Source organism: Actinosynnema sp. NPDC059335 (assembly GCF_042752395.1).
In the GTDB taxonomy this organism is placed as follows: Bacteria; Actinomycetota; Actinomycetes; order Mycobacteriales; family Pseudonocardiaceae; genus Actinosynnema.
In genome coordinates this window covers 1-18,964 of sequence record NZ_JBHYXZ010000161.1, presented here as the reverse complement: position 1 = coordinate 18,964, position 18,964 = coordinate 1, and the positions used below count along the sequence as shown (strand labels likewise).

Annotated in this window: 17 protein-coding genes; 5 read left to right on the top strand and 12 right to left on the bottom strand. The window is 71.4% G+C overall.

The genetic code is table 11. The features are described 5' to 3' along the window. Nucleotides 1-71: 71 nt before the first annotated feature. From atpD to ACFXGA_RS33510, 12 genes are all read right to left on the bottom strand, one after another. A complete protein-coding gene (gene atpD / locus ACFXGA_RS33565; RefSeq protein WP_378094995.1) occupies nucleotides 72-1,508 on the bottom strand; it encodes a F0F1 ATP synthase subunit beta in 1,437 nt (478 codons plus the stop codon). After that, nucleotides 1,501-2,436 carry a F0F1 ATP synthase subunit gamma gene (locus ACFXGA_RS33560; protein WP_378094993.1) on the bottom strand — a complete coding sequence of 312 codons (936 nt, stop codon included), beginning with the start codon at nucleotides 2,434-2,436 and terminating at the stop codon, nucleotides 1,501-1,503. The genes atpD and ACFXGA_RS33560 overlap by 8 nt, the downstream gene beginning before the upstream one ends. A gap of 7 nt (nucleotides 2,437-2,443) precedes the next feature. Continuing rightward, complete coding sequence (gene atpA, locus ACFXGA_RS33555) at nucleotides 2,444-4,090, bottom strand: F0F1 ATP synthase subunit alpha (RefSeq protein WP_378094991.1); 1,647 nt, start codon at nucleotides 4,088-4,090, stop codon at nucleotides 2,444-2,446. Between the two features lie 59 nt (nucleotides 4,091-4,149). Then, complete coding sequence (locus tag ACFXGA_RS33550; protein WP_378094989.1) at nucleotides 4,150-4,986, bottom strand: F0F1 ATP synthase subunit delta; 837 nt, start codon at nucleotides 4,984-4,986, stop codon at nucleotides 4,150-4,152. A 10-nt stretch (nucleotides 4,987-4,996) separates the two neighbouring features. Next, nucleotides 4,997-5,545, bottom strand: coding sequence for a F0F1 ATP synthase subunit B (locus tag ACFXGA_RS33545; RefSeq protein ID WP_378094987.1), 549 nt, complete (start codon nucleotides 5,543-5,545; stop codon nucleotides 4,997-4,999). A 32-nt stretch (nucleotides 5,546-5,577) separates the two neighbouring features. After that, nucleotides 5,578-5,829, bottom strand: coding sequence for an ATP F0F1 synthase subunit C (locus tag ACFXGA_RS33540; RefSeq protein ID WP_053721978.1), 252 nt, complete (start codon nucleotides 5,827-5,829; stop codon nucleotides 5,578-5,580). Nucleotides 5,830-5,890: 61 nt separating this feature from the next. Beyond that, on the bottom strand, nucleotides 5,891-6,670 hold the full coding sequence (gene atpB, locus ACFXGA_RS33535; RefSeq protein WP_378094985.1) for a F0F1 ATP synthase subunit A: 780 nt from the start codon (nucleotides 6,668-6,670) through the stop codon (nucleotides 5,891-5,893). 152 nt (nucleotides 6,671-6,822) lie between these two features. Beyond that, entirely contained in the window at nucleotides 6,823-7,269 is a 447-nt protein-coding gene (locus ACFXGA_RS33530) for a hypothetical protein (protein ID WP_378094983.1), read from the bottom strand. A gap of 66 nt (nucleotides 7,270-7,335) precedes the next feature. Continuing rightward, nucleotides 7,336-8,487, bottom strand: coding sequence for a glycosyltransferase family 4 protein (locus ACFXGA_RS33525; RefSeq protein WP_378094981.1), 1,152 nt, complete (start codon nucleotides 8,485-8,487; stop codon nucleotides 7,336-7,338). Nucleotides 8,488-8,591: 104 nt separating this feature from the next. Then, on the bottom strand, nucleotides 8,592-9,242 hold the full coding sequence (locus ACFXGA_RS33520; RefSeq protein ID WP_378094979.1) for an L-threonylcarbamoyladenylate synthase: 651 nt from the start codon (nucleotides 9,240-9,242) through the stop codon (nucleotides 8,592-8,594). A 317-nt stretch (nucleotides 9,243-9,559) separates the two neighbouring features. Next, nucleotides 9,560-10,261 (bottom strand): carbon-nitrogen hydrolase family protein, encoded by a 702-nt coding sequence (locus tag ACFXGA_RS33515; protein WP_378094977.1) that lies wholly within the window; start codon nucleotides 10,259-10,261, stop codon nucleotides 9,560-9,562. A 9-nt stretch (nucleotides 10,262-10,270) separates the two neighbouring features. Then, the gene (locus ACFXGA_RS33510; RefSeq protein ID WP_378094975.1) at nucleotides 10,271-12,523 is read right to left on the bottom strand and encodes a rhamnogalacturonan lyase; all 2,253 of its coding nucleotides are present in this window, start codon (nucleotides 12,521-12,523) and stop codon (nucleotides 10,271-10,273) included. 437 nt (nucleotides 12,524-12,960) lie between these two features. Between ACFXGA_RS33510 and ACFXGA_RS33505 the strand changes: the two genes are divergently transcribed. The 5 genes from ACFXGA_RS33505 to ACFXGA_RS33485 all read left to right on the top strand — a co-directional run. Then, nucleotides 12,961-14,784: a DUF6807 family protein gene (locus ACFXGA_RS33505; protein WP_378094973.1), complete on the top strand. Its 1,824-nt coding sequence runs from the start codon at nucleotides 12,961-12,963 to the stop codon at nucleotides 14,782-14,784. 204 nt (nucleotides 14,785-14,988) lie between these two features. Then, nucleotides 14,989-15,309, top strand: coding sequence for an L-rhamnose mutarotase (locus ACFXGA_RS33500; RefSeq protein WP_378094971.1), 321 nt, complete (start codon nucleotides 14,989-14,991; stop codon nucleotides 15,307-15,309). 55 nt (nucleotides 15,310-15,364) lie between these two features. Further along, nucleotides 15,365-16,513, top strand: coding sequence for an L-rhamnose isomerase (rhaI, locus tag ACFXGA_RS33495; protein WP_378094999.1), 1,149 nt, complete (start codon nucleotides 15,365-15,367; stop codon nucleotides 16,511-16,513). Further along, on the top strand, nucleotides 16,510-18,549 hold the full coding sequence (locus ACFXGA_RS33490; RefSeq protein ID WP_378094969.1) for a bifunctional aldolase/short-chain dehydrogenase: 2,040 nt from the start codon (nucleotides 16,510-16,512) through the stop codon (nucleotides 18,547-18,549). The genes rhaI and ACFXGA_RS33490 overlap by 4 nt, the downstream gene beginning before the upstream one ends. A 177-nt stretch (nucleotides 18,550-18,726) precedes the next feature. Then, on the top strand, nucleotides 18,727-18,964 hold a 238-nt coding region (locus ACFXGA_RS33485), incomplete at its 3' end, for a LacI family DNA-binding transcriptional regulator (protein WP_378094997.1).

Sequence of the window (18,964 nt, the reverse complement as noted above, 5' to 3'; positions counted from 1 at the left end):
GGCCCCCCCCCCCCACCCCGCGGCGGGGCTGCGCGCGCGCCCCCCCCCCCCCCCCCCACGACAGCCCTACCTCACTTGGCGGCGAGCTTCTTGGCGTTGGCCTCGACGTCGTCCAACCCGCCGCAGGAGAAGAACGCCTGCTCCGGGTAGTGGTCGAACTCGCCCTTGCAGACGCGGTCGAACGCCTCGATCGTGTCCTTGATCGGCACGAACGAGCCGGGCTGACCGGTGAACTTCTCGGCCACGATGAAGTTCTGGCCGAGGAAGCGCTCCAGGCGACGGGCGCGGCCGACGAGGACCTTGTCCTCCTCGGACAGCTCGTCCATGCCGAGGATGGCGATGATGTCCTGCAGCTCCTTGTACTTCTGCAGGATCCGCTTGACCTCCTGCGCCACCCGGTAGTGCTCCTCGCCGACGATCGACGGCTCGAGGATCCGGGAGGACGAGGACAGCGGGTCCACCGCCGGGTAGATGCCCTTCTGGGAGATCGGACGGGAGAGCTCCGTCGTCGCGTCCAGGTGGGCGAACGTGGTGGCCGGCGCGGGGTCGGTGTAGTCGTCCGCGGGCACGTAGATGGCCTGCAGCGAGGTGATCGACTTACCGCGCGTCGAGGTGATGCGCTCCTGCAGCTCGCCCATCTCGTCGGCCAGCGTCGGCTGGTAACCCACGGCGGACGGCATGCGGCCCAGCAGGGTCGACACCTCCGAGCCCGCCTGGGTGAACCGGAAGATGTTGTCGATGAACAGCAGCACGTCCTGGTTCTGCACGTCGCGGAAGTACTCCGCCATGGTCAGCGCGGACAGCGCGACGCGCATGCGGGTGCCGGGCGGCTCGTCCATCTGGCCGAACACCAGGGCGGTGTCGCCGAGCACGCCCATCTCCTCCATCTCCAGGAGGAGGTCGGTGCCCTCACGGGTGCGCTCGCCGACGCCGGCGAACACCGACGTGCCGGAGAACTCGCGGGCGATACGGGTGATCATCTCCTGGATGAGCACCGTCTTGCCCACGCCCGCGCCGCCGAACAGGCCGATCTTGCCGCCCTTGACGTACGGGGTCAGCAGGTCGATGACCTTGATGCCCGTCTCCAGGATCTCGGTCTTGCCCTCGAGCTGGTCGAACGACGGGGCCTTGCGGTGGATCGCCCACTGCTCGCCGTCGCGGCCGAGGCCGGGCTCGTCGAGGCAGTCGCCCAGCGCGTTGAAGACGTGGCCCTTGACGACGTCGCCGACGGGCACGCTGATCGCCTTGCCGGTGTCGGTCACCGCCGCGCCGCGGACCAGGCCGTCGGTCGGCTGCATCGAGATCGTGCGGACCAGGTTGTCGCCCAGGTGCTGGGCGACCTCCAGGGTCAGCGTCTTGGCGACCGCCTCGTAGGTGATCTCCACGTGCAGGGCGTTGAACAGCTCCGGCACCGCGTCGCGCGGGAACTCCACGTCGACGACGGCACCGATCACCCGGACCACACGGCCGGTGCGGGTGGTGGTGGCAGTAGCACTCATGTCACTCATCACTTCCTGCGCCACCGGTAAGCGCGGAGGCGCCACCGACGATCTCGCTGATCTCCTGGGTGATCTGGGCCTGGCGGGCCTGGTTCGCCTGGCGGCTGAGGTTGCGGACCAGCTCGGTGGCGTTGTCCGTCGCCGCCTTCATCGCGGTCCGCCGCGCCGCCGACTCCGAGGCCGCCGCGTCCAGCAGTGCCGAGAAGAGCCGGGTCTTGACGTACTTGGGCAGCAGCGCGCCCAGCAGCGTCTCCGCGCTCGGCTCGAACGAGTACACCGACTGGAGCTTCTGCGGCTCCGGGTCGAAGTCGACCACCATCGGCGCGATCCGCTTGGCGACCGGCGTCTGGCTCAGCATGGACCTGAACTCGGTGTAGACCACGTGCAGCTCGTCCACGCCGAGCACGCCGTCCGGGCCGGGCTTGTCGCCCTCGTCGTCGCTGCCCGCGACGAACGCCTTGACCAGCGCGTCACCGGCCTCCGCGGCGTTGACGTAGTGCGGGAGCTGCGAGAAGCCGGTCCACTCGCCCGCGATCGCGCGGCGGCGGAACCGGTAGTAGCCCACGCCCTTGCGGCCGATGACGTAGAGCACGGGCTCCTTGCCCTCGGACCGCAGCAGCGCCAGCAGCTCCTCCGCCGCGCGCAGCACGTTCGCGTTGTAGCCGCCGCACATGCCCTTGTCGCTCGTCACGACGAGGACCGCGGCCCGGCGGGGGTTCTTGCGCTCGGTCAGCAACGGGTGGTCGAGGTTCGCGGACGCCGTCGCCAGCGCGGAGAGGACCGAGGTGATCTCCTCCGCGTAGGGGCGCGACGCCGCGACCCTCGTCTGCGCCTTGGCGAGACGGGACGTGGCGATGAGCTCGTACGCCTTGGTGATCTTCTTGGTCGAGTTGACCGAGCGGATCCGCTGGCGCAGCTCTCGGATCTGTGCCGCCATGCCTACGTCACTTCTCGGTCGGCGCGGGCCGGTTGACCTTCACCGACTCCTGCCCGACCTGGTCGGCGTCCATCGCCTCGGCGGGCGCGTCGTTGACCGCGGTCGCGCCGTTGGAAGCGGTGAACTGCTGCTTGAACGCGTTGACGGCGTCCACGATGCCGGTCTTGGCGTCGTCCGACAACTTCTTGGACTCGCGGATGCCGGACAGGATCACGTCGTGGCTGCGCCGCACGTGGTCCAGGAACTCCGCCTCGAAGCGGCGGACGTCGCCCACCGGGATGTCGTCGTAGTGCCCGTTCGTGCCGAGGAAGATCGAGACGACCTGCTCCTCGACCGGCACCGGCGAGTACTGGCCCTGCTTGAGCAGCTCGACCAGGCGGGCGCCGCGCTCCAGCTGGGCGCGGGAGGCCGCGTCGAGGTCCGAGGCGAACGCGGAGAACGCCTCCAGCTCGCGGAACTGAGACAGGTCCAGGCGCAGCGAGCCCGCGACGTCCTTCATCGCCTTGATCTGCGCGGCGCCACCGACGCGGGACACCGAGATACCCACGTTGACGGCCGGTCGCACACCGGCGTTGAACAGGTCGGACTCGAGGAAGCACTGGCCGTCGGTGATCGAGATGACGTTGGTCGGGATGTACGCCGACACGTCGTTGGCCTTGGTCTCGATGATCGGCAGGCCGGTCATCGAGCCGCCGCCCATGTCGTCGGACAGCTTCGCGCAGCGCTCGAGCAGGCGCGAGTGCAAGTAGAAGACGTCGCCCGGGTACGCCTCGCGGCCCGGCGGGCGGCGCAGCAGCAGCGAGATGGCGCGGTACGCCTCCGCCTGCTTGGTCAGGTCGTCGAAGATGATCAGGACGTGCTTGCCCTGGTACATCCAGTGCTGGCCGATGGCCGAGCCGGTGTAGGGCGCGAGCCACTTGAAGCCGGCCGAGTCGGACGCCGGCGCGGCGACGATGGTGGTGTACTCCAGCGCGCCCGCCTCCTCCAGCGCGGCCTTGACGCCCGCGATGGTGGAGCCCTTCTGGCCGATGGCGACGTAGACGCAGCGGACCTGCTGCTTCGGGTCGCCCGACTCCCAGGCCTTCTTCTGGTTGATGATCGTGTCGATGCAGACCGCGGTCTTGCCGGTCTTGCGGTCGCCGATGATCAGCTGGCGCTGACCGCGGCCGATCGGGGTCATCGCGTCGATCGCCTTGATGCCGGTCTGCATCGGCTCGCTCACCGGCTGCCGCTGGAGCACGGTCGCGGCCTGCAGCTCCAGCGCGCGGTTGTCGTCGGCCACGATGTCGCCGAGGCCGTCGATCGGCTGGCCGAGCGGGTTCACCACGCGGCCCAGGAAGCCGTCGCCGACGGGCACGGAGAGCACCTGGCCGGTCCGCTTGACCTCCTGGCCCTCTTCGATCTTGTCGAAGTCGCCCAGGATGACCGCGCCGATCTGGCGGACTTCCAGGTTCAGGGCCACGCCGAGCACGCCGCCGGGGAACTCCAGCAGCTCGTTGGTCATGGTGCCGGGCAGACCCTCGACGATGGCGATGCCGTCGTAGGTCTCCGCGACGACGCCGACCTCTTCCCGGCTGACTTCCGGGGAGTAGGTCGAGACGTACTTCTCGATCGCACTGCGGATCTCGTCCGACGAGATCGTCAGCTCCGCCATGTCGTTCCTGCTCTCACTTCGTTCTGGGAAAGGGGCTTGTGGGCCGCGGTTCCGGTCGGTCAGCCGGCGAGGTCGCGGCGCAGTGACGCCAGCCGACCGGCCACGCTCCCGTCGATGACTTCGTCGCCGATCTTGATCAGCAGCCCGCCGCGCAGCGTGGGGTCGACCTCCACGTGCAGCGCGATCGGCCTGGAGTAGATCCGGGTCAGCGTGGCTTCCAGGCGGTCCTGCTGCGCCGCGTCCAGCTCGACGGCGGAACGGACGTAGGCGACGGAACGTTCCCGGCGCTTGGCCGCGAGCGACGCGAGGTCGCCGAGGCCGGTGACGACTCCCAGGCCGCGCGGATCGCGGACGAGCTGGTCGACCAGGACCTTGGTGGTCTCCTCGACCTTGCCCGCCACGAGGCTGTCGACCAGCGCGACCTTGCCGGCGGGGTCGGCCGCCGGGTCGGAGAGCGCCAGCTCCAGCTCGTGGTTGCCCGCGATGATGCGACCGAGGCGGAACAGCTCGTCCTCGACGGAGTCGAGCTTGCCGTCCCGCTCCGCCCGCACCAGCAGCGTGGTGCGGGCCAGGGACTCGATGCCGTCGACCAGTTCGCGCGGGCTGGACCAGCGCGCGGTGACGACCGTGCCCAGCACCTGCAGGGTCACGTCCTCGACCTTGCCGTCGAGCAGACCGCGCAGCAGCTGCTCCCGGGACGCGGGGTCCGAGGAGTTGTCGGCCAGGGCCCGGCGCAGCGCGGGCTGCGCCGACAGCAGGCTCACGACCGCGAACAGCTCGGTGCCCAGCTTCGCCAGGGACTCGCCGGCGGTGGGGCCAGTCGTGCCGTCCACGACCTCGAGCAGCCGCAGCTCGGCGGCGGCCAGGGCGTCACGGCTGGCGGCGTGCAGCGTCATCGGCGTTCCCTCACTTGGCGGCCGGAGCCGACGTGCCGTCGAGTTCGGAGAGGAAGCGGTCGACGGTGCCCCGACGGCGCACCTCGTCCTCCAGCGACTCGCCGACGACCCGGTCCGCCAGGTCGATGGCCAGCCGGCCCAGCTCACCGCGCAGCTCCGCGACGATCTGCGCGCGCTGCGTCTCGAGCTGGGTCTGCCCCTGCGCGATGATCCGCGCGGACTCCTCCTGCGCCTTGGCGCGCAGCTCGCTGATGATCTGCTCGCCCTCGATGCGGGCGTCGTCGCGGATGCGGGCCGCCTCGGCGCGGGCCTCGGCGAGCTGGGCCTTGTACTGCTCCAGCGTCTGCTGCGCCTGGGCCTGCGCCTGCTCTGCCTTCTCGATCCCGCCCTCGATCTTGGCGGCACGTTCCGCGTACAACGTCTCGAAGCGCGGCGACACGAACTTCTTGATGACGAAGAACAGCAGCAGGAACGCGATCAGGCCGATGATGATTTCGGACGTGTGCGGGAGAACGGGGTTGATGGCCCCTTCCTCCGCCGCCAGGATGAGGGTAGTCATCACAAACCTTCCTTATTGCGATGAACTTCAGATCAGCCGATGGCGAGGAAGTAGACGACGAAGCCGAGCAGCGCCAGGACCTCGACGATGGCGAAGGTGGTCCAGGCCAGGCTGAGCAGGACGCCGCGGGCCTCGGGCTGACGGGCGGTGCCGTTGATGACCGAGGAGAAGATCAGACCCACGCCGATGCCGGGGCCGATCGCCGCGAGGCCGTAGCCGATGGCAGCGAGACCCTGGTTCAGGTTGACGGTCGCGGCTTCCTGGGCAAGAACGATAGCGCTCACTTGTGGTGTTCCCTTTCCAACTCGGTCCGCGAACGCTCGCGGATCGGAGGCTTGTGATTTCTCAGTGCTCTTCGGCCAGCGCCGCGCCGATGTAGTTGGCGGACAGCAACGCGAAGATGTAGGCCTGCAGCACCATGATCAGCGCTTCCAGGAACGTCAGCCCGATGGCGAAGGCGAACGCGATGGGCGCGACCACGACGGTGATGCCGCCGGAGAAGAGCAGGTACTCACCCGCCAAGGTGAACACCAGCAAGAGCAGGTGACCCGCGAACATGGCCGCGAAAACTCGGATCGCGAGCGTGAGCGGGTTCAGGAAGAACTTCTGGAAGAACTCGATCGGGATCAGCAGGATGAGCACGAACCACGGCGCGCCGGGCGGCATGGTCTGGTGCTTGAGGTACCCGAGGAACCCGTGGCGCTTGAACCCGACGAAGTGGTAGACCGGGTAGATCACCAGCAACGAGATCGCCAGCGGGAACCCGATGTGCGACATCGTCGGGAACTGGACGAACGGGATGATCCCGAACAGGTTGTTCACCAGGATGAACGTGAAGACCGTGAGGATCAGCGGCACGAACGGCTTGAAGTCCTTGCCACCGATCTGCTCGCGCGCGATCGAGTTGCGACCGATGTCGTAGAGCGACTCGGCGGCGAACTGGAACTTGCCGGGAACGAGCTTGAGGTTGCGGGTCGCCGCGATGAAGAACGCACCGATGATCAAGATCGAGAGCACCAGAAGCACCATGGGCTTGGTGACCTCACCGAAGATCGGTGGGAGGAAGAAGTCCTTCACACCGGGTGCGACGAACTCATCACCCGCAGCCAGCACCATCGTGGTCACTGTGTTCCTTCCGGTTCTCCCGGCCGGCGTTCACTCCGCCGGGGGAATCGTCACGATCGGGACTTAACGTACCTTACGGACCGCAAGCGCCCGCGAGAGGCACCCCACCTACCTGGGTGTCCCGTCCTGCGCGCACCGTACCAGCCGGTAGATCAGGTGTTTCCAGGGGTGGGGATGACGATCTGACTGCGACTGCGCTTCGAGGCGCGCACCTCCATGACGGTGGCGACCACGATGGTCGCGACCATGGTCAGCGCGAGCGCGTTGGCGTGGAGGACGGGGAACTGGCGCAGCAGCGCCACCACGGCGAACAGCAGGATCAGCTTGCCCATGAACCCGCCCAGCGCCGCCACCATGATGACCTGGAGCGGCATGGCGGCGGTGCGGTGCATGAGCAGCAGCGTCCCGGCCGAGGACAGGCACGCGAGTGCGCCGCCGATCAGCGCGGCGACGAGCCCGGGGACACCGGCCAGCACAGTCCAGAGGATCGCGCCCGCGACCACGGTGCCGAGCGCCGCCCACAGCGCGCCGCGGTACATCTCACCCGCGAGTCGCCGCACGACGGCCTCGTGGGTCCACTCCGTCTTGTCCTGGCTCATGTCACCTCTTCTCCCCGGTCACGACCGAGTGTAAAGAAGGCTTGATGCTCACCCCACCATCGGGGGTCAAGTGCGACGCACTTCGCGAAGTCTGGGTATCGCCGAGACCAACAGCGCGAGAACGAGCCCGATCGCCAGGCACCACACCACGACCACGACGTCGAACAACGTCAGCGCGACCGCGCCGAACGCCAGCACGCCCGCCCACAGGTAGATCAGCAGCACCGCGCGGCGCTGCGAGTGGCCGATCTCGAGCAGCCGGTGGTGCAGGTGCATCTTGTCCGCGGAGAACGGGCTCTCACCCCGCCGCGTGCGCCGGACCACGGCCATGAGCAGGTCCAGCAGCGGCACGAACAGCACCGCGGCCACCACCACCAGCGGCGACAGCAGGCCGAGCACGTCGGTGGCCCGCACCGACTCGTAGTTGATCTTCCCGGACGCCGAGATCGTGGCCGCCGCGAGCATGAGCCCGATGAGCATCGACCCGGAGTCGCCCATGAAGATCCGCGCCGGGTTGAAGTTGTGCGGCAGGAACCCCAGGCACGCGCCGGCCAGCGTCGCCGCGATCAGGGCGGGCGGGTACGCGCCCACGTCGCCGCCGTTGTTCGCCAGCAGCCCGATCGAGAACACGCACGTCGCCGCGGCCGCGATGAGCCCGATGCCCGCCGCCAGGCCGTCCAGCCCGTCCACGAAGTTCATCGCGTTGACCATCGTCACGGCCAGCAGCACGCTCAGGATCGCGCCCTGGTTCTGGTCCAGCGACAGCAGCGACCCGGTCCCCTCGCCCCCGTCGCCCCACGGCACCCAGAACAGCAACCACTGCAGGCCGAACAGCACGAGGATGCCCGCCGCCGTCACCTGGCCCGCGAGTTTCGTCAGGGAGTCCAACTCGAACCGGTCGTCCAGCACGCCCACGAGGACGATGACCCCGCCGCCCACGATCACCGCGTACGGGTCGTAGGAGAAGTCGAACGCCGAGCGCAGCACCGGCAGCTGGTGGGCCAGCAGCATGCCGCCCAGCACGCCGCCGTACATGGCGAGGCCGCCCATCCGCGGCATGGGTTGCACGTGCACGTCGCGTTGGCGCGGGTGGGCCACCGCGCCGATCCGGAACGCGAGCGCGCGCACGAGCCCGACGAGCAGGAACGTCACGACCGCGGCGGTCAGGGCGACGAGCAGGTACTCCCGGACGGGGAGGACGTTGGACACGGCAGGCATCTGGCCCACGGCAAGCTAGCCCCTCGGCGATGGGGTGTCGGGCGGATCTTCAGCGAGTGGTTCGCGGGAGAGGACCACCACGCTACTCCGATCGGGAAGATCCACTAGCGCGCGACCTCGACTTCGACGCCCAACACCTCGGACACGTCCGCGACCGCCACCGCGCCCTCCCGCAACACGACGGCGTCGGGCCCGGTCAGGTCCACGATCGTGGAGCCGACGTTGTCGGTCGCCGGCCCGCCGTCCAGGTAGACGCCGACCTCCTCACCGAGCTGGTCCCACGCCTCCTGCACCGTGCCGGGCGGGGGGAACCCGGACTTGTTGGCGCTGGAGACCGCCATCGGCCCGACGTCCCGCAACAACTCCAGGGCGACCGGGTGCAACGGCATGCGCAGCATCACCGTGCCCCGGGTGTGACCGAGATCCCAAGCCAGCGACGGCGCGTGCGGCAACACGAGCGACAACCCACCCGGCCAGAACGCCTCGATCAACGCCCGCGCCTGCCGGGGCACCCCGAGCACCAACCCGTCGATCGTCGTCCACGACCCGACGAGGACGGGCACGGGCATGTCCGGCCCCCGCCCCTTCGCCTCCAGCAGGGCGCGCACGGCGGACGCGTCGAAAGCGTCACAACCGATCCCGTAAACCGTGTCGGTGGGCAGAACCACCAACCGCCCGGACCGCACCGCGCCCGCGGCAGCCGCGAGACCCGCCGTCCGATCAGCGGGAACCCCACAATCGTAGATTGTGCTCACCCTGCTGATCCAAGCACAGCACGACAAACCCCAGCGGCCGAGGTCACACAACCGCCCAAAACCACCCTCCACCCAACCCACCCAACCCAACCACCCACAACAGCCCCACGGCCAAACCAACACCAACCGCCCACATCGGACCCGCCACCACCCCACCGAGGCCCGATTTGACATGGGTTCGAGTGCCTTAGGCTGGTCGGAGCCGGCAGGCTTGGCGGGACGCTTTTCCCCGCCGGGCCTGCCGGCTACGGCCTGCCTGGGGTGCTCGTACGGGCCCCATGTCAAATCGAGCCGGCCGCAACCACCAGCCCTTCACCTCACCGGTTCCCCACCCCCGACACCTCACACCGCACCACCGCCCCCACCTCCACCCCGGCCGCCACCACCACCTCCCCGGACGGGTCCCACACCGCCGACCGCCCGGCCGCCGCCCCGTACCCCTCCCCGGTGGCCCCCGCGAAACTCGCCACCGCCACCCAAACCCCGTGCTCCCGGGCCACCCGCCGCGCCCGCGCGTCCACCACGTCCCACTCCCCGGCGTGCTCCAACACCCCGGCCGCGTACACGTCCACCCCCAACGCCACCGTGTCCGCCGCGTGCCGCGGCACCCCGGTGTCCTTGCACACCGCCAACCCGAGCCGAACCCCGTCCACTTCGACCACCGCCGGCGCGTCACCGGCCCGGAACCACCGCGGCTCCCCGCCACCGAGCCACATCTTCCGGTACGCCACCCGCACCCCCGCCCCGGACACCTCCAACACCCCGATGCCCGGTCCTTCCGGCCCGGCCACCGGCGCACCCGCGAACGCCACCGCCCCCGCCTCGCCGCACGCCACCACCAACGGCTCCAGCAGCTCGAACGGCACCGCCGGCGCGTCGAAGTGGTACCCCGTCAACGACATCTCCGGGAACACCACCACGCGCGCCCCGGCCGCGCGCACCGCCTCCGCGTGCGCCGCCACGTTGGCGGGCACGTCGTGAGGGGTGCAGCGCGGCTGGGCGACGGCGAGCGTGATCACCCGCCGACCCTAACGCGGCACCTTCGCCCAATCGACGTCCGAGCCCAGGTAGAAGCCGGTGTACGCGGGCTGGTTGTAGGCCGTCTGCTGCCGGGCCACGTCGACCCGGTACTGCGGGTCCTGCATCAACGTGTAGAGCTTGTGCCCGGTGACCTCCGTGCTGAGGTAGATCCGCAACGCCGAGCTGTCCGCCGTGCGCACCAGCAGCTCCTCGCGCCAGTCGCCCAGCACGTCCGCCACCAGCGACGGGTTGCCCTTGGTGTGGTTGTTGGTGAGCGTGCCCGCGGCGGTCAGGAGCGTCCCCCGCCGCCAGTCGTCGATCGTCGGCGTCACGTCGATCGCGCCGTCCACGACCTGCGTCGTCAGGTCGCCCGCCCACCGGATGCTCGCGTTCGTGCCCGGGATCGCCGTCGACAGCGGCCGCCCGTCCGCCGACCACAACCCGGCCGCGTCCGTGCCGCCCGGCAGCGACGCCCACGTCTCCAGCCCCGGCTCGTCCGGCAGCACGTCGCCGATCATCCCGCGCCCGGTGTCCCGGCCGGTGTACCCGCCGTAGATCACCGCGCCGGTGGCCGCGTCGCGCAACGAGTAGCCGTAGGGCGCGGACGTCCCGCCCTCGTGCACCATGTAGATCTCCAGCCCCGGCCGGGCCGGGTCGATGTCGGTCACGTGCAACGCGTCGCCGTGGCCGAGCCGCGCCACCGCGCCGGGGTTCGCGCTGCCCGGCGGCAGCACGGCCGACGAGTTGTAGAGCACCTTGCCGTCGTCGTCGATGGTCGACGCGCCGTAGACGATCTCCTGCTTGCCGTCGCCGTCCACGTCCGCCGCGCTCAGCGAGTGCGCGCCCTGCGTGGCCAGGCCGCCGTGCGTCGGCGACGTGCCGTCCTTGCCGTGCACCGCGGAGTTGAACGGGTTGCTCATCGGCACCCAGCCGCTGTCCACGAACCAGTCCTTGACCAGCTTGCGGCCGTTCCACCGGTACGCCGCCAGCGTCGTGCGGGTGTAGTAGCCGCGGGCGAAGACCGCCGACGGCCGCTTGCCGTCCAGGTACGCGACTCCCGCCAGGAACCGGTCGACCCGGTTGCCCGGCTCGATCCGGGAGTACGCGTAGTCGCCCCACATCAACCCGTCGTCGTGCCGCCCCGGCTCGTACCGCACCGTCTCCAGCTCACGGCCGGACCTGCCGTCGAACACCGTCAGGTACTCCGGGCCGTCCACGATGAAGCCGGCGAACGCCCGCAGGGCGTTGCGGGTGCTGCGGGCCGGCGCGTACACGTCCACGAAGTAGTCGGCCAACGCCCGCGCGTCCGCGTCGGACAGCGGGTACGCGTACCGGGGCTCGATGCCGAACGCCTGCTCCAACGTCGCGGGCCACCGCCCGGACACCACCTCGGGGTGCGCGTGCCAGCCGCGGAACATCTCCACCACGTGCTCGTAGTAGCCCGCGGCGCTGAGCCGGTAGTCGTCGCTGTGCGAGTACCCGGCCCGCACGTCCTCGCGCGGCATCGTCACGTACCGCTCGGACACCGCGTTGCCGCGCCGGTCGTAGGTGGTCACCTTCGTGCCGGGCGCGGTCTTCACCATCATCTCCGAGCGGCCGTCGCCGTCGAAGTCGTAGACCAGGAACTGCGTGTAGTGCGCGCCGGAACGGATGTTCACGCCCAGGTCGACGCGGTGCAGCAGGGTCCCGTCGAACCGGTAGGTGTCGATGTAGGTGGGGCCGGTGTAGCCGACCTGGGACACGTCCTTCGAGTTCGACGGATCCCATTTCACGACGTACTCGTAGCTGCCGTCGCCGTCCACGTCGCCCACGCTGACGTCGTTGGCCCGGTACGTGTACGCCTCGCCGGCCGGCGTGACGCCGTCGGCTGGCCTGCGCAGCGGCAGGTCGTGGAAGTTCTCCGCCCACGGCGAGACCGGCTCGCTGACCTCGCCCTGCCGACCGCGGACCACCGGGGCCACCCGGTACTCCGAGCCGCCCTCGCGGTCGAGGTAGTTGGTGCTGTCGGTGACGGTCGCTACGCGGCGGCCGTCGCGGTAGACCGCGAACGCCGGACCGGCCAGGCCGGTGCCGGTGTGGCCGGTGACCTCGTGGCGCAGCAGCCGCCAGCTCAGGAACACCCCGTCGTCGGTGCGCGCGGCGACCAGACCGCGGTCGAGGCGCTCCAGCCGGGGGCCGGCGGGCGCGGCCGCGGCCGGGGACGTGCTCAGGGCCAGCGCTAGGGCCGCCAGGACGGCGGGCAGGGTTCTGACGCGGGTCATCGGCGGCCTCCCAGGGCGCGACGGTGCGCGAGGTGCGTGACGACGCCACACGATGAACCGATTCAACGCAAATGGCAAGGGTTGGAGCCGGTGGGGTTTCGGCGGCCGGACAAGGGCCTTGACGGACCGGGCAGGCTCGCTTAGCGTGGTTGAACCGATTCAACCGAGGAGTCAAGGATGCGGGTCGAACCGTCGCGCGGGGCCGGAGCGGTGATCGCCCCGCCACCCGCCACCCCCGACCCCCACCGGCTCCCGGGCGAGGTCCACGCACCCGCCCCGCACCGGTCCGCCCACGCCCACCACCGGGGCGCACCCACCGCGAACCCAGCCCTGACCGGGAACCGATCCGCGCACCGCCCGACGGCACCCACCGCCCACCGGAGTCCCGCCGCGTACCGGACCCTCGCCGCGGACCGGACCCTCGCCGCGGACCGCCCGTGACACCCCGCCTCGTGCTCGCCGGCGCATCCGGCTACGGGCGGCTCTACCTGCGCCAGATCGCCGCCCTCGAAGCGGAGGGCCTGGTGCGGCTCACCGGGGTCTGCGAGATCGACCCGCTCGACCCCGAGGCCCGACGGCTGACCGGCGACCGACCGGTGAGCCCCGACCTCGCGGCCCTGATGCGCGACGCGGACATCGGCATCGTGTCCACCCCCATGCACACCCACCTCCCGCTGGCGCACCAGGTCCTGGACGCCGGCGCGCACCTGCTCCTGGAGAAACCGCCCACCCCGACCCTGACCGGCTGGCGGCAGCTGGTGGACCGGTCCGGCGACCGCGCCGTCCAGGTCGGGTTCCAGAGCCTCGGCTCGCACGCCGTGCACCGCCTCGCCGACCTGATCCGCTCGGGCGCGCTGGGCGAGATCCGGGGCATCGGCGTGCGCGGCACCTGGTCGCGGGACGACTCCTACTACACCCGCGCGCCGTGGGCCGGCCGACGCACGCTCGACGGCGTCCCGGTGGTGGACGGCGCGCTGACGAACCCGTTCGCGCACGGCATCGCGACGGCGTTGGCGCTGGACGGCAGCACGGGCGTGGACGACGTGCACGACATCGAGCTGGAGCTGCTGCGCGCCCGCGACATCGAGGCCGACGACACCTCCTGCCTGAGGCTGCGCACGCGCAACGGCACGGTCGTCGTGGTCGCCGTGACGCTGTGCGCGGAGGTGGTGCGGGAACCGGTGCTCACCGTGCACGGCAGCCGCAAGCGGGCCGACCTGCACTACAGCGAGCACCGGCTGGTGATCGACGGCATCGAGGAACGCCACCGGCACGACTCGCCGCTGCGCAACCTGCTCGCCCACCTGCGCGACCCGGCCGTGCCGCTGCACTCACCGCTCGTCGCGACCGGGGCGTTCATGAAGGTGGTCGAAGCGGTCCGCACCGCCCCGGACCCGCTCCCGATCGACCGCGCCTGGCTGCGCCGCAACGGCAAGCGCGTCGACGTGGACGGCGTCGACCACGCGGTGGCCAGGGCCGCCGAGCGGCTGCGCACGTTCGCCGAGCTGGAGGTGCCGTGGTCCCCGCTGGCCGGCGTGGCCCGGCACGGCTGGGACACCGAGCGGCTGCCGCTGGTCGTGCCGCGACCGGCGCTGCACCCGGTGCGCACGCTCGGCGGCGTCGTGGTGACCGGCGAGCACCCCGACGACCACCCCTGGCACCGCGGCATCGGCCTCGCCCTGCCGGACGTCAACGGCGTCAACCTGTGGGGCGGCCGCAACTACGTGCCCGGCCGGGGGTACGTGCCGGGCGAGCTGGGCCGGCTGGAGGAGACCGGACCCGGCGAACTGGCGTGGTGCGACTCGGCGGGCGGCGTGCTGCTGCGCGAGCACCGACGCACCCGCCGCCGGGTGGTGACCGGCGGCTGGGAGCTGGAGTGGACCAGCGTGCTGACCGCCGAACGCGACGTGGTGCTGCACAGCCCGGGCAGCAAGGGACGCGCGGGCGCGGGCTACGGCGGCTGGTTCTGGCGCCTGCCCGACCTCGACCCCCGTTCGGTGCGGGTCCACAGCCCGGACGGTGAGGGGGAGGAGCGGGTGAACGGCCGGACCGCGCCGTGGCTCGCGGTCGTGGTCGACGACCCCGCGGGGGCGTGGACCGCCGTGCTCTCCGGACCGACCGACCCGTGGTTCGTGCGGGTGGGGCAGTACCAGGGCATCGGCTCGGCCCTCGCCTGGGACGCGCCGCTGGCGCTCCCGGCCGGCGGGCGGCGGGAGATCACCGTCCGGGTCGCCTTCTACGACGGCGTGCGCCCACCGTGACCCAACAACTCGTGCGCCCGACGCCGCCCCACGCGCACCGTGACCCACGACGACGTGCGCGACACCGCCCACTCGCCGGGGCCCGCTGCGGCCCGCGCCCACCGTTACCCACAGCGGCAGGTGGCGCGTAGTCCAGACCATTGACAAGGTTTACCGCCCGACAATAGCGTCCTGTGAAACGTTTCATTCCTCCGGAGGTTCGGCGTGCGACGTGTCTGCTTCCTGCTCCGGGTGCGCCCGGAGCGGCTGGAGGAGTACCGGGAGCGGCACCGCGAGGTGTGGCCCGAGATGCGCGAGGCCCTGCGGGAGACCGGCTGGGGCAACTACAGCCTGTTCCTGGCCGACGACGGCCTGCTCGTCGGCTACCTGGAGACCCCGGACTGGGACGCGGCCCAGCGGGGCATGCGGGCCCGCGAGGTGAACGACCGGTGGCAGGCCGAGATGGCCGGGTTCTTCACCGCGTTGGACGGCAGGCACCCCGACGAGGCCATGAGGCCGCTGACCGAGGTCTTCCACCTCGACTGAGCAGGTAAGGAGTCCCGACGTGGACGGCAAGACAGCAGCACCCGGTGCGGGTGGCGTGCGGGAGGCCCTGGCCGGGCAGCGGATCGAGCTGCCGTCCTGGGCGTTCGGCAACTCCGGCACCCGGTTCAAGGTGTTCGCGCAGCGGGGCGTGCCGCGCACGCCGCACGAGAAGATCGCCGACGCGGCGGAGGTGCACCGGTTCACCGGCGTCGCGCCGTCGGTCGCCCTGCACATCCCGTGGGACGCGGTGCCCGACTACGCCGAGCTGGGCCGGCACGCGCGCGACCTGGGCGTGGAGATCGGCACCATCAACGCCAACGTCTTCCAGGACGACGCGTACGTGCTGGGCAGCGTGTGCTCGCCGGACCCGGCGGCGCGCCGCAAGGCGCTCGACCACCTGCTGGAGTGCGTGGACATCATGGACGCCACCGGGTCGCGCGACCTCAAGCTGTGGTTCGCCGACGGCACGAACTACCCCGGCCAGGACAGCATCCGGGCCCGGCAGGACCGGCTGGCCGAGGCGTTGCGCGCGACCTACGAGCGCATCGGGCCGCACCAGCGGATCCTGCTGGAGTACAAGCTGTTCGAGCCCGCGTTCTACACCACCGACGTGCCGGACTGGGGCACCGCGTACGCGCACTGCCTGGAGCTGGGCGAGCGGGCGCAGGTCGTGGTCGACACCGGCCACCACGCGCCGGGCACCAACATCGAGTTCATCGTCGCGGTGCTGCTGCGGGCGGGCAAGCTGGGCGGCTTCGACTTCAACTCCCGCTTCTACGCCGACGACGACCTGATGGTCGGGTCGGCGGACCCCTTCCAGCTCTTCCGGATCATGGTCGAGGTCGTGCACGGCGGGGCGCTCGCGCCGGAGTCCGGCGTGGCGTTCATGCTCGACCAGTGCCACAACATCGAGCCGAAGATCCCCGGTCAGATCCGGTCGGTGATGAACGTGCAGGAGGCCACCGCGAAGGCGCTGCTGGTGGACCGGGAGGCGTTGACCGCGGCGCAGCTCGCCGGTGACGTGCTGGGCGCGAACGCCGTGCTGATGGACGCCTTCAACACCGACGTCCGCCCGCTGGTGGCGTCCGTGCGCGAGGGCATGGGGCTCGACCCGGACCCGATGGCGGCCTACGCGCGGTCGGGGTACGGCGAGCGGATCGTGGCGGAACGGGTCGGCGGCGAGCAGGCGGGGTGGGGCGCGTGAACGACAGGGACAGGGACGACCAGGTGCAGGCACTGCTGGAGCGCTCGCACGAGCTGGGCGCGGACCCGACGACCACGAACTACGCGGGCGGCAACACCTCGGCCAAGGGGGTGGGGACCGACCCGGTGACCGGCGGGCCGGTCGAGCTGCTGTGGGTCAAGGGCTCCGGCGGCGACCTCGGCACGCTGACCGCGAGCGGCCTGGCCGTGCTGCGGCTGGACCGGCTGCGCGCCCTGGTCGACGTCTACCCGGGCGTGGACCGCGAGGACGAGATGGTCGCCGCGTTCGACTACTGCCTGCACGGCAAGGGAGGGGCCGCGCCGTCGATCGACACCGCCATGCACGGCCTGGTCGAGGCCGCGCACGTGGACCACCTGCACCCCGACGCGGGCATCGCGCTGGCCGCGGCCGCGGACGGCGAGGCGTTGACCAAGGAGGTGTTCGGCGACCGGGTGCTGTGGGTGCCGTGGCGGCGTCCCGGGTTCCAGCTCGGCTTGGACATCGCCGCGATCGCGCGCGAGCACCCGCACGCCATCGGCGTGATCCTGGGCGGCCACGGCATCACCGCCTGGGGCGAGACCTCGGCGCAGTGCCGGGACCGGTCCCTGGAGATCATCCGCCGGGCCACCGAATTCCTGGCCGCGCGCGGCCGGCCCGACCCGTTCGGCGCGAAGCTGCACGACCCGCTGCCCGCCGCCGAACGCCGGGCGCGTGCCGCCGCGCTCGCGCCGCTGCTGCGCGGCCTGGCGTCCACCGACCGGCCGCAGGTCGGCCACTTCACCGACGCCGACGTGGTGCTGGACTTCCTGGCCCACGCCGAGCACCCCAGGCTCGCCGCGCTGGGCACGTCCTGCCCGGACCACTTCCTGCGCACCAAGGTGCGGCCGATGGTGCTCGACCTGCCGCCGACCGCGCCGCCGGACGAGGTCGCGGCCCGGTTGCGCGAGCTGCACCGGGCGTACCGGGAGGACTACCGCGCCTACTACGAGCGGCACGCCACGCCGGACTCGCCGCCGATGCGCGGCGCGGACCCGGCGATCGTGCTGGTGCCCGGCGTCGGCATGTTCTCCTACGGCAAGGACAAGCAGACCGCGCGGGTGGCGGGCGAGTTCTACGTCAACGCGATCAACGTGATGCGCGGCGCCGAGTCGGTGTCGAGGTACGCGCCGATCGACGAGGCGGAGAAGTTCCGCATCGAGTACTGGGCGCTGGAGGAGGCCAAGCTCCGGCGGATGCCCGCGCCCAAGCCGCTGGCCTCCCGGGTCGCCCTGGTCACCGGCGCGGGGTCGGGCATCGGCAGGGCCATCGCGCTGCGGCTGGCCGCCGAGGGCGCGTGCGTGGTCGTGGCGGACGTCGACGCCGACGCGGCGCGGGCCGTGGCGGACGAACGCGGCCCGGACACCGCGGTGGCCGCGATCGTCGACGTGACCGACGAGGACGCCGTCGCGGCGGCCGTCGAGGAGGCGTGCCTGGCGTTCGGCGGGGTGGACCTGGTGGTCAACAACGCCGGCCTGTCGATCTCCAAGCCGCTGCTGGAGACCACCGCCCGCGACTGGGACCTCCAGCACGACGTGATGGCGCGCGGGTCGTTCCTGGTCGCGAAGGCGGCCGCGAGGGTGATGGTCGAGCAGGGGATGGGCGGCGACATCGTCTACATCGCCTCGAAGAACGCGGTCTTCGCCGGGCCGAACAACGTCGCCTACGGCGCGGCCAAGGCCGACCAGGCGCACCAGGTCCGCCTGCTGGCGGCCGAGCTGGGCGAGCACGGCATCCGGGTCAACGGCGTCAACCCCGACGGCGTGGTGCGCGGGTCGGGCATCTTCGCCGGCGGCTGGGGCGCGCAGCGGGCCGCCGTGTACGGGGTGCCGGAGGAGGAGCTGGGCGCGTTCTACGCGCAGCGGACGCTGCTCAAGCGCGAGGTGCTGCCCGAGCACGTGGCCAACGCGGTGTTCGCGTTGACGGCGGGGGAGCTGTCGCACACCACCGGCGCGCACCTGCCCGTGGACGCGGGCGTGGCCGCCGCGTTCCTGCGGTGACCGCGGTGGTGCCGGTGATCACCCCGACCGGTGGAGGTGAAACGATTTAACGCAGGCCGGGGCGGTTAGGATGGAGTGGGGCCGCGGTCGGGGCCGGGCGGTACAGTCCACTCCTTCACACCTTCAGTCCGCCGAGGAGGCGCGGTGGGGTCACCGGTGAGCATCCGCGACGTGGCGATGCGCGCGAAGGTGTCCGTCGGCACCGTCTCGAACGTGCTCAACCGGCCCGAGGTCGTCGCGCCGGCGACCCGCGACCGGGTCATGGGCGCGATCGAGGAGCTGGGGTTCGTCCGCAACGACGCCGCCCGCCAGCTGCGCTCCGGCACGCCGCGCGCCATCGGCCTGGTCGTGCTGGACGTGGGCAACCCGTTCTTCACCGACGTGGGCCCCCGGGGGGGGGGCGCCGGGGGGGGGG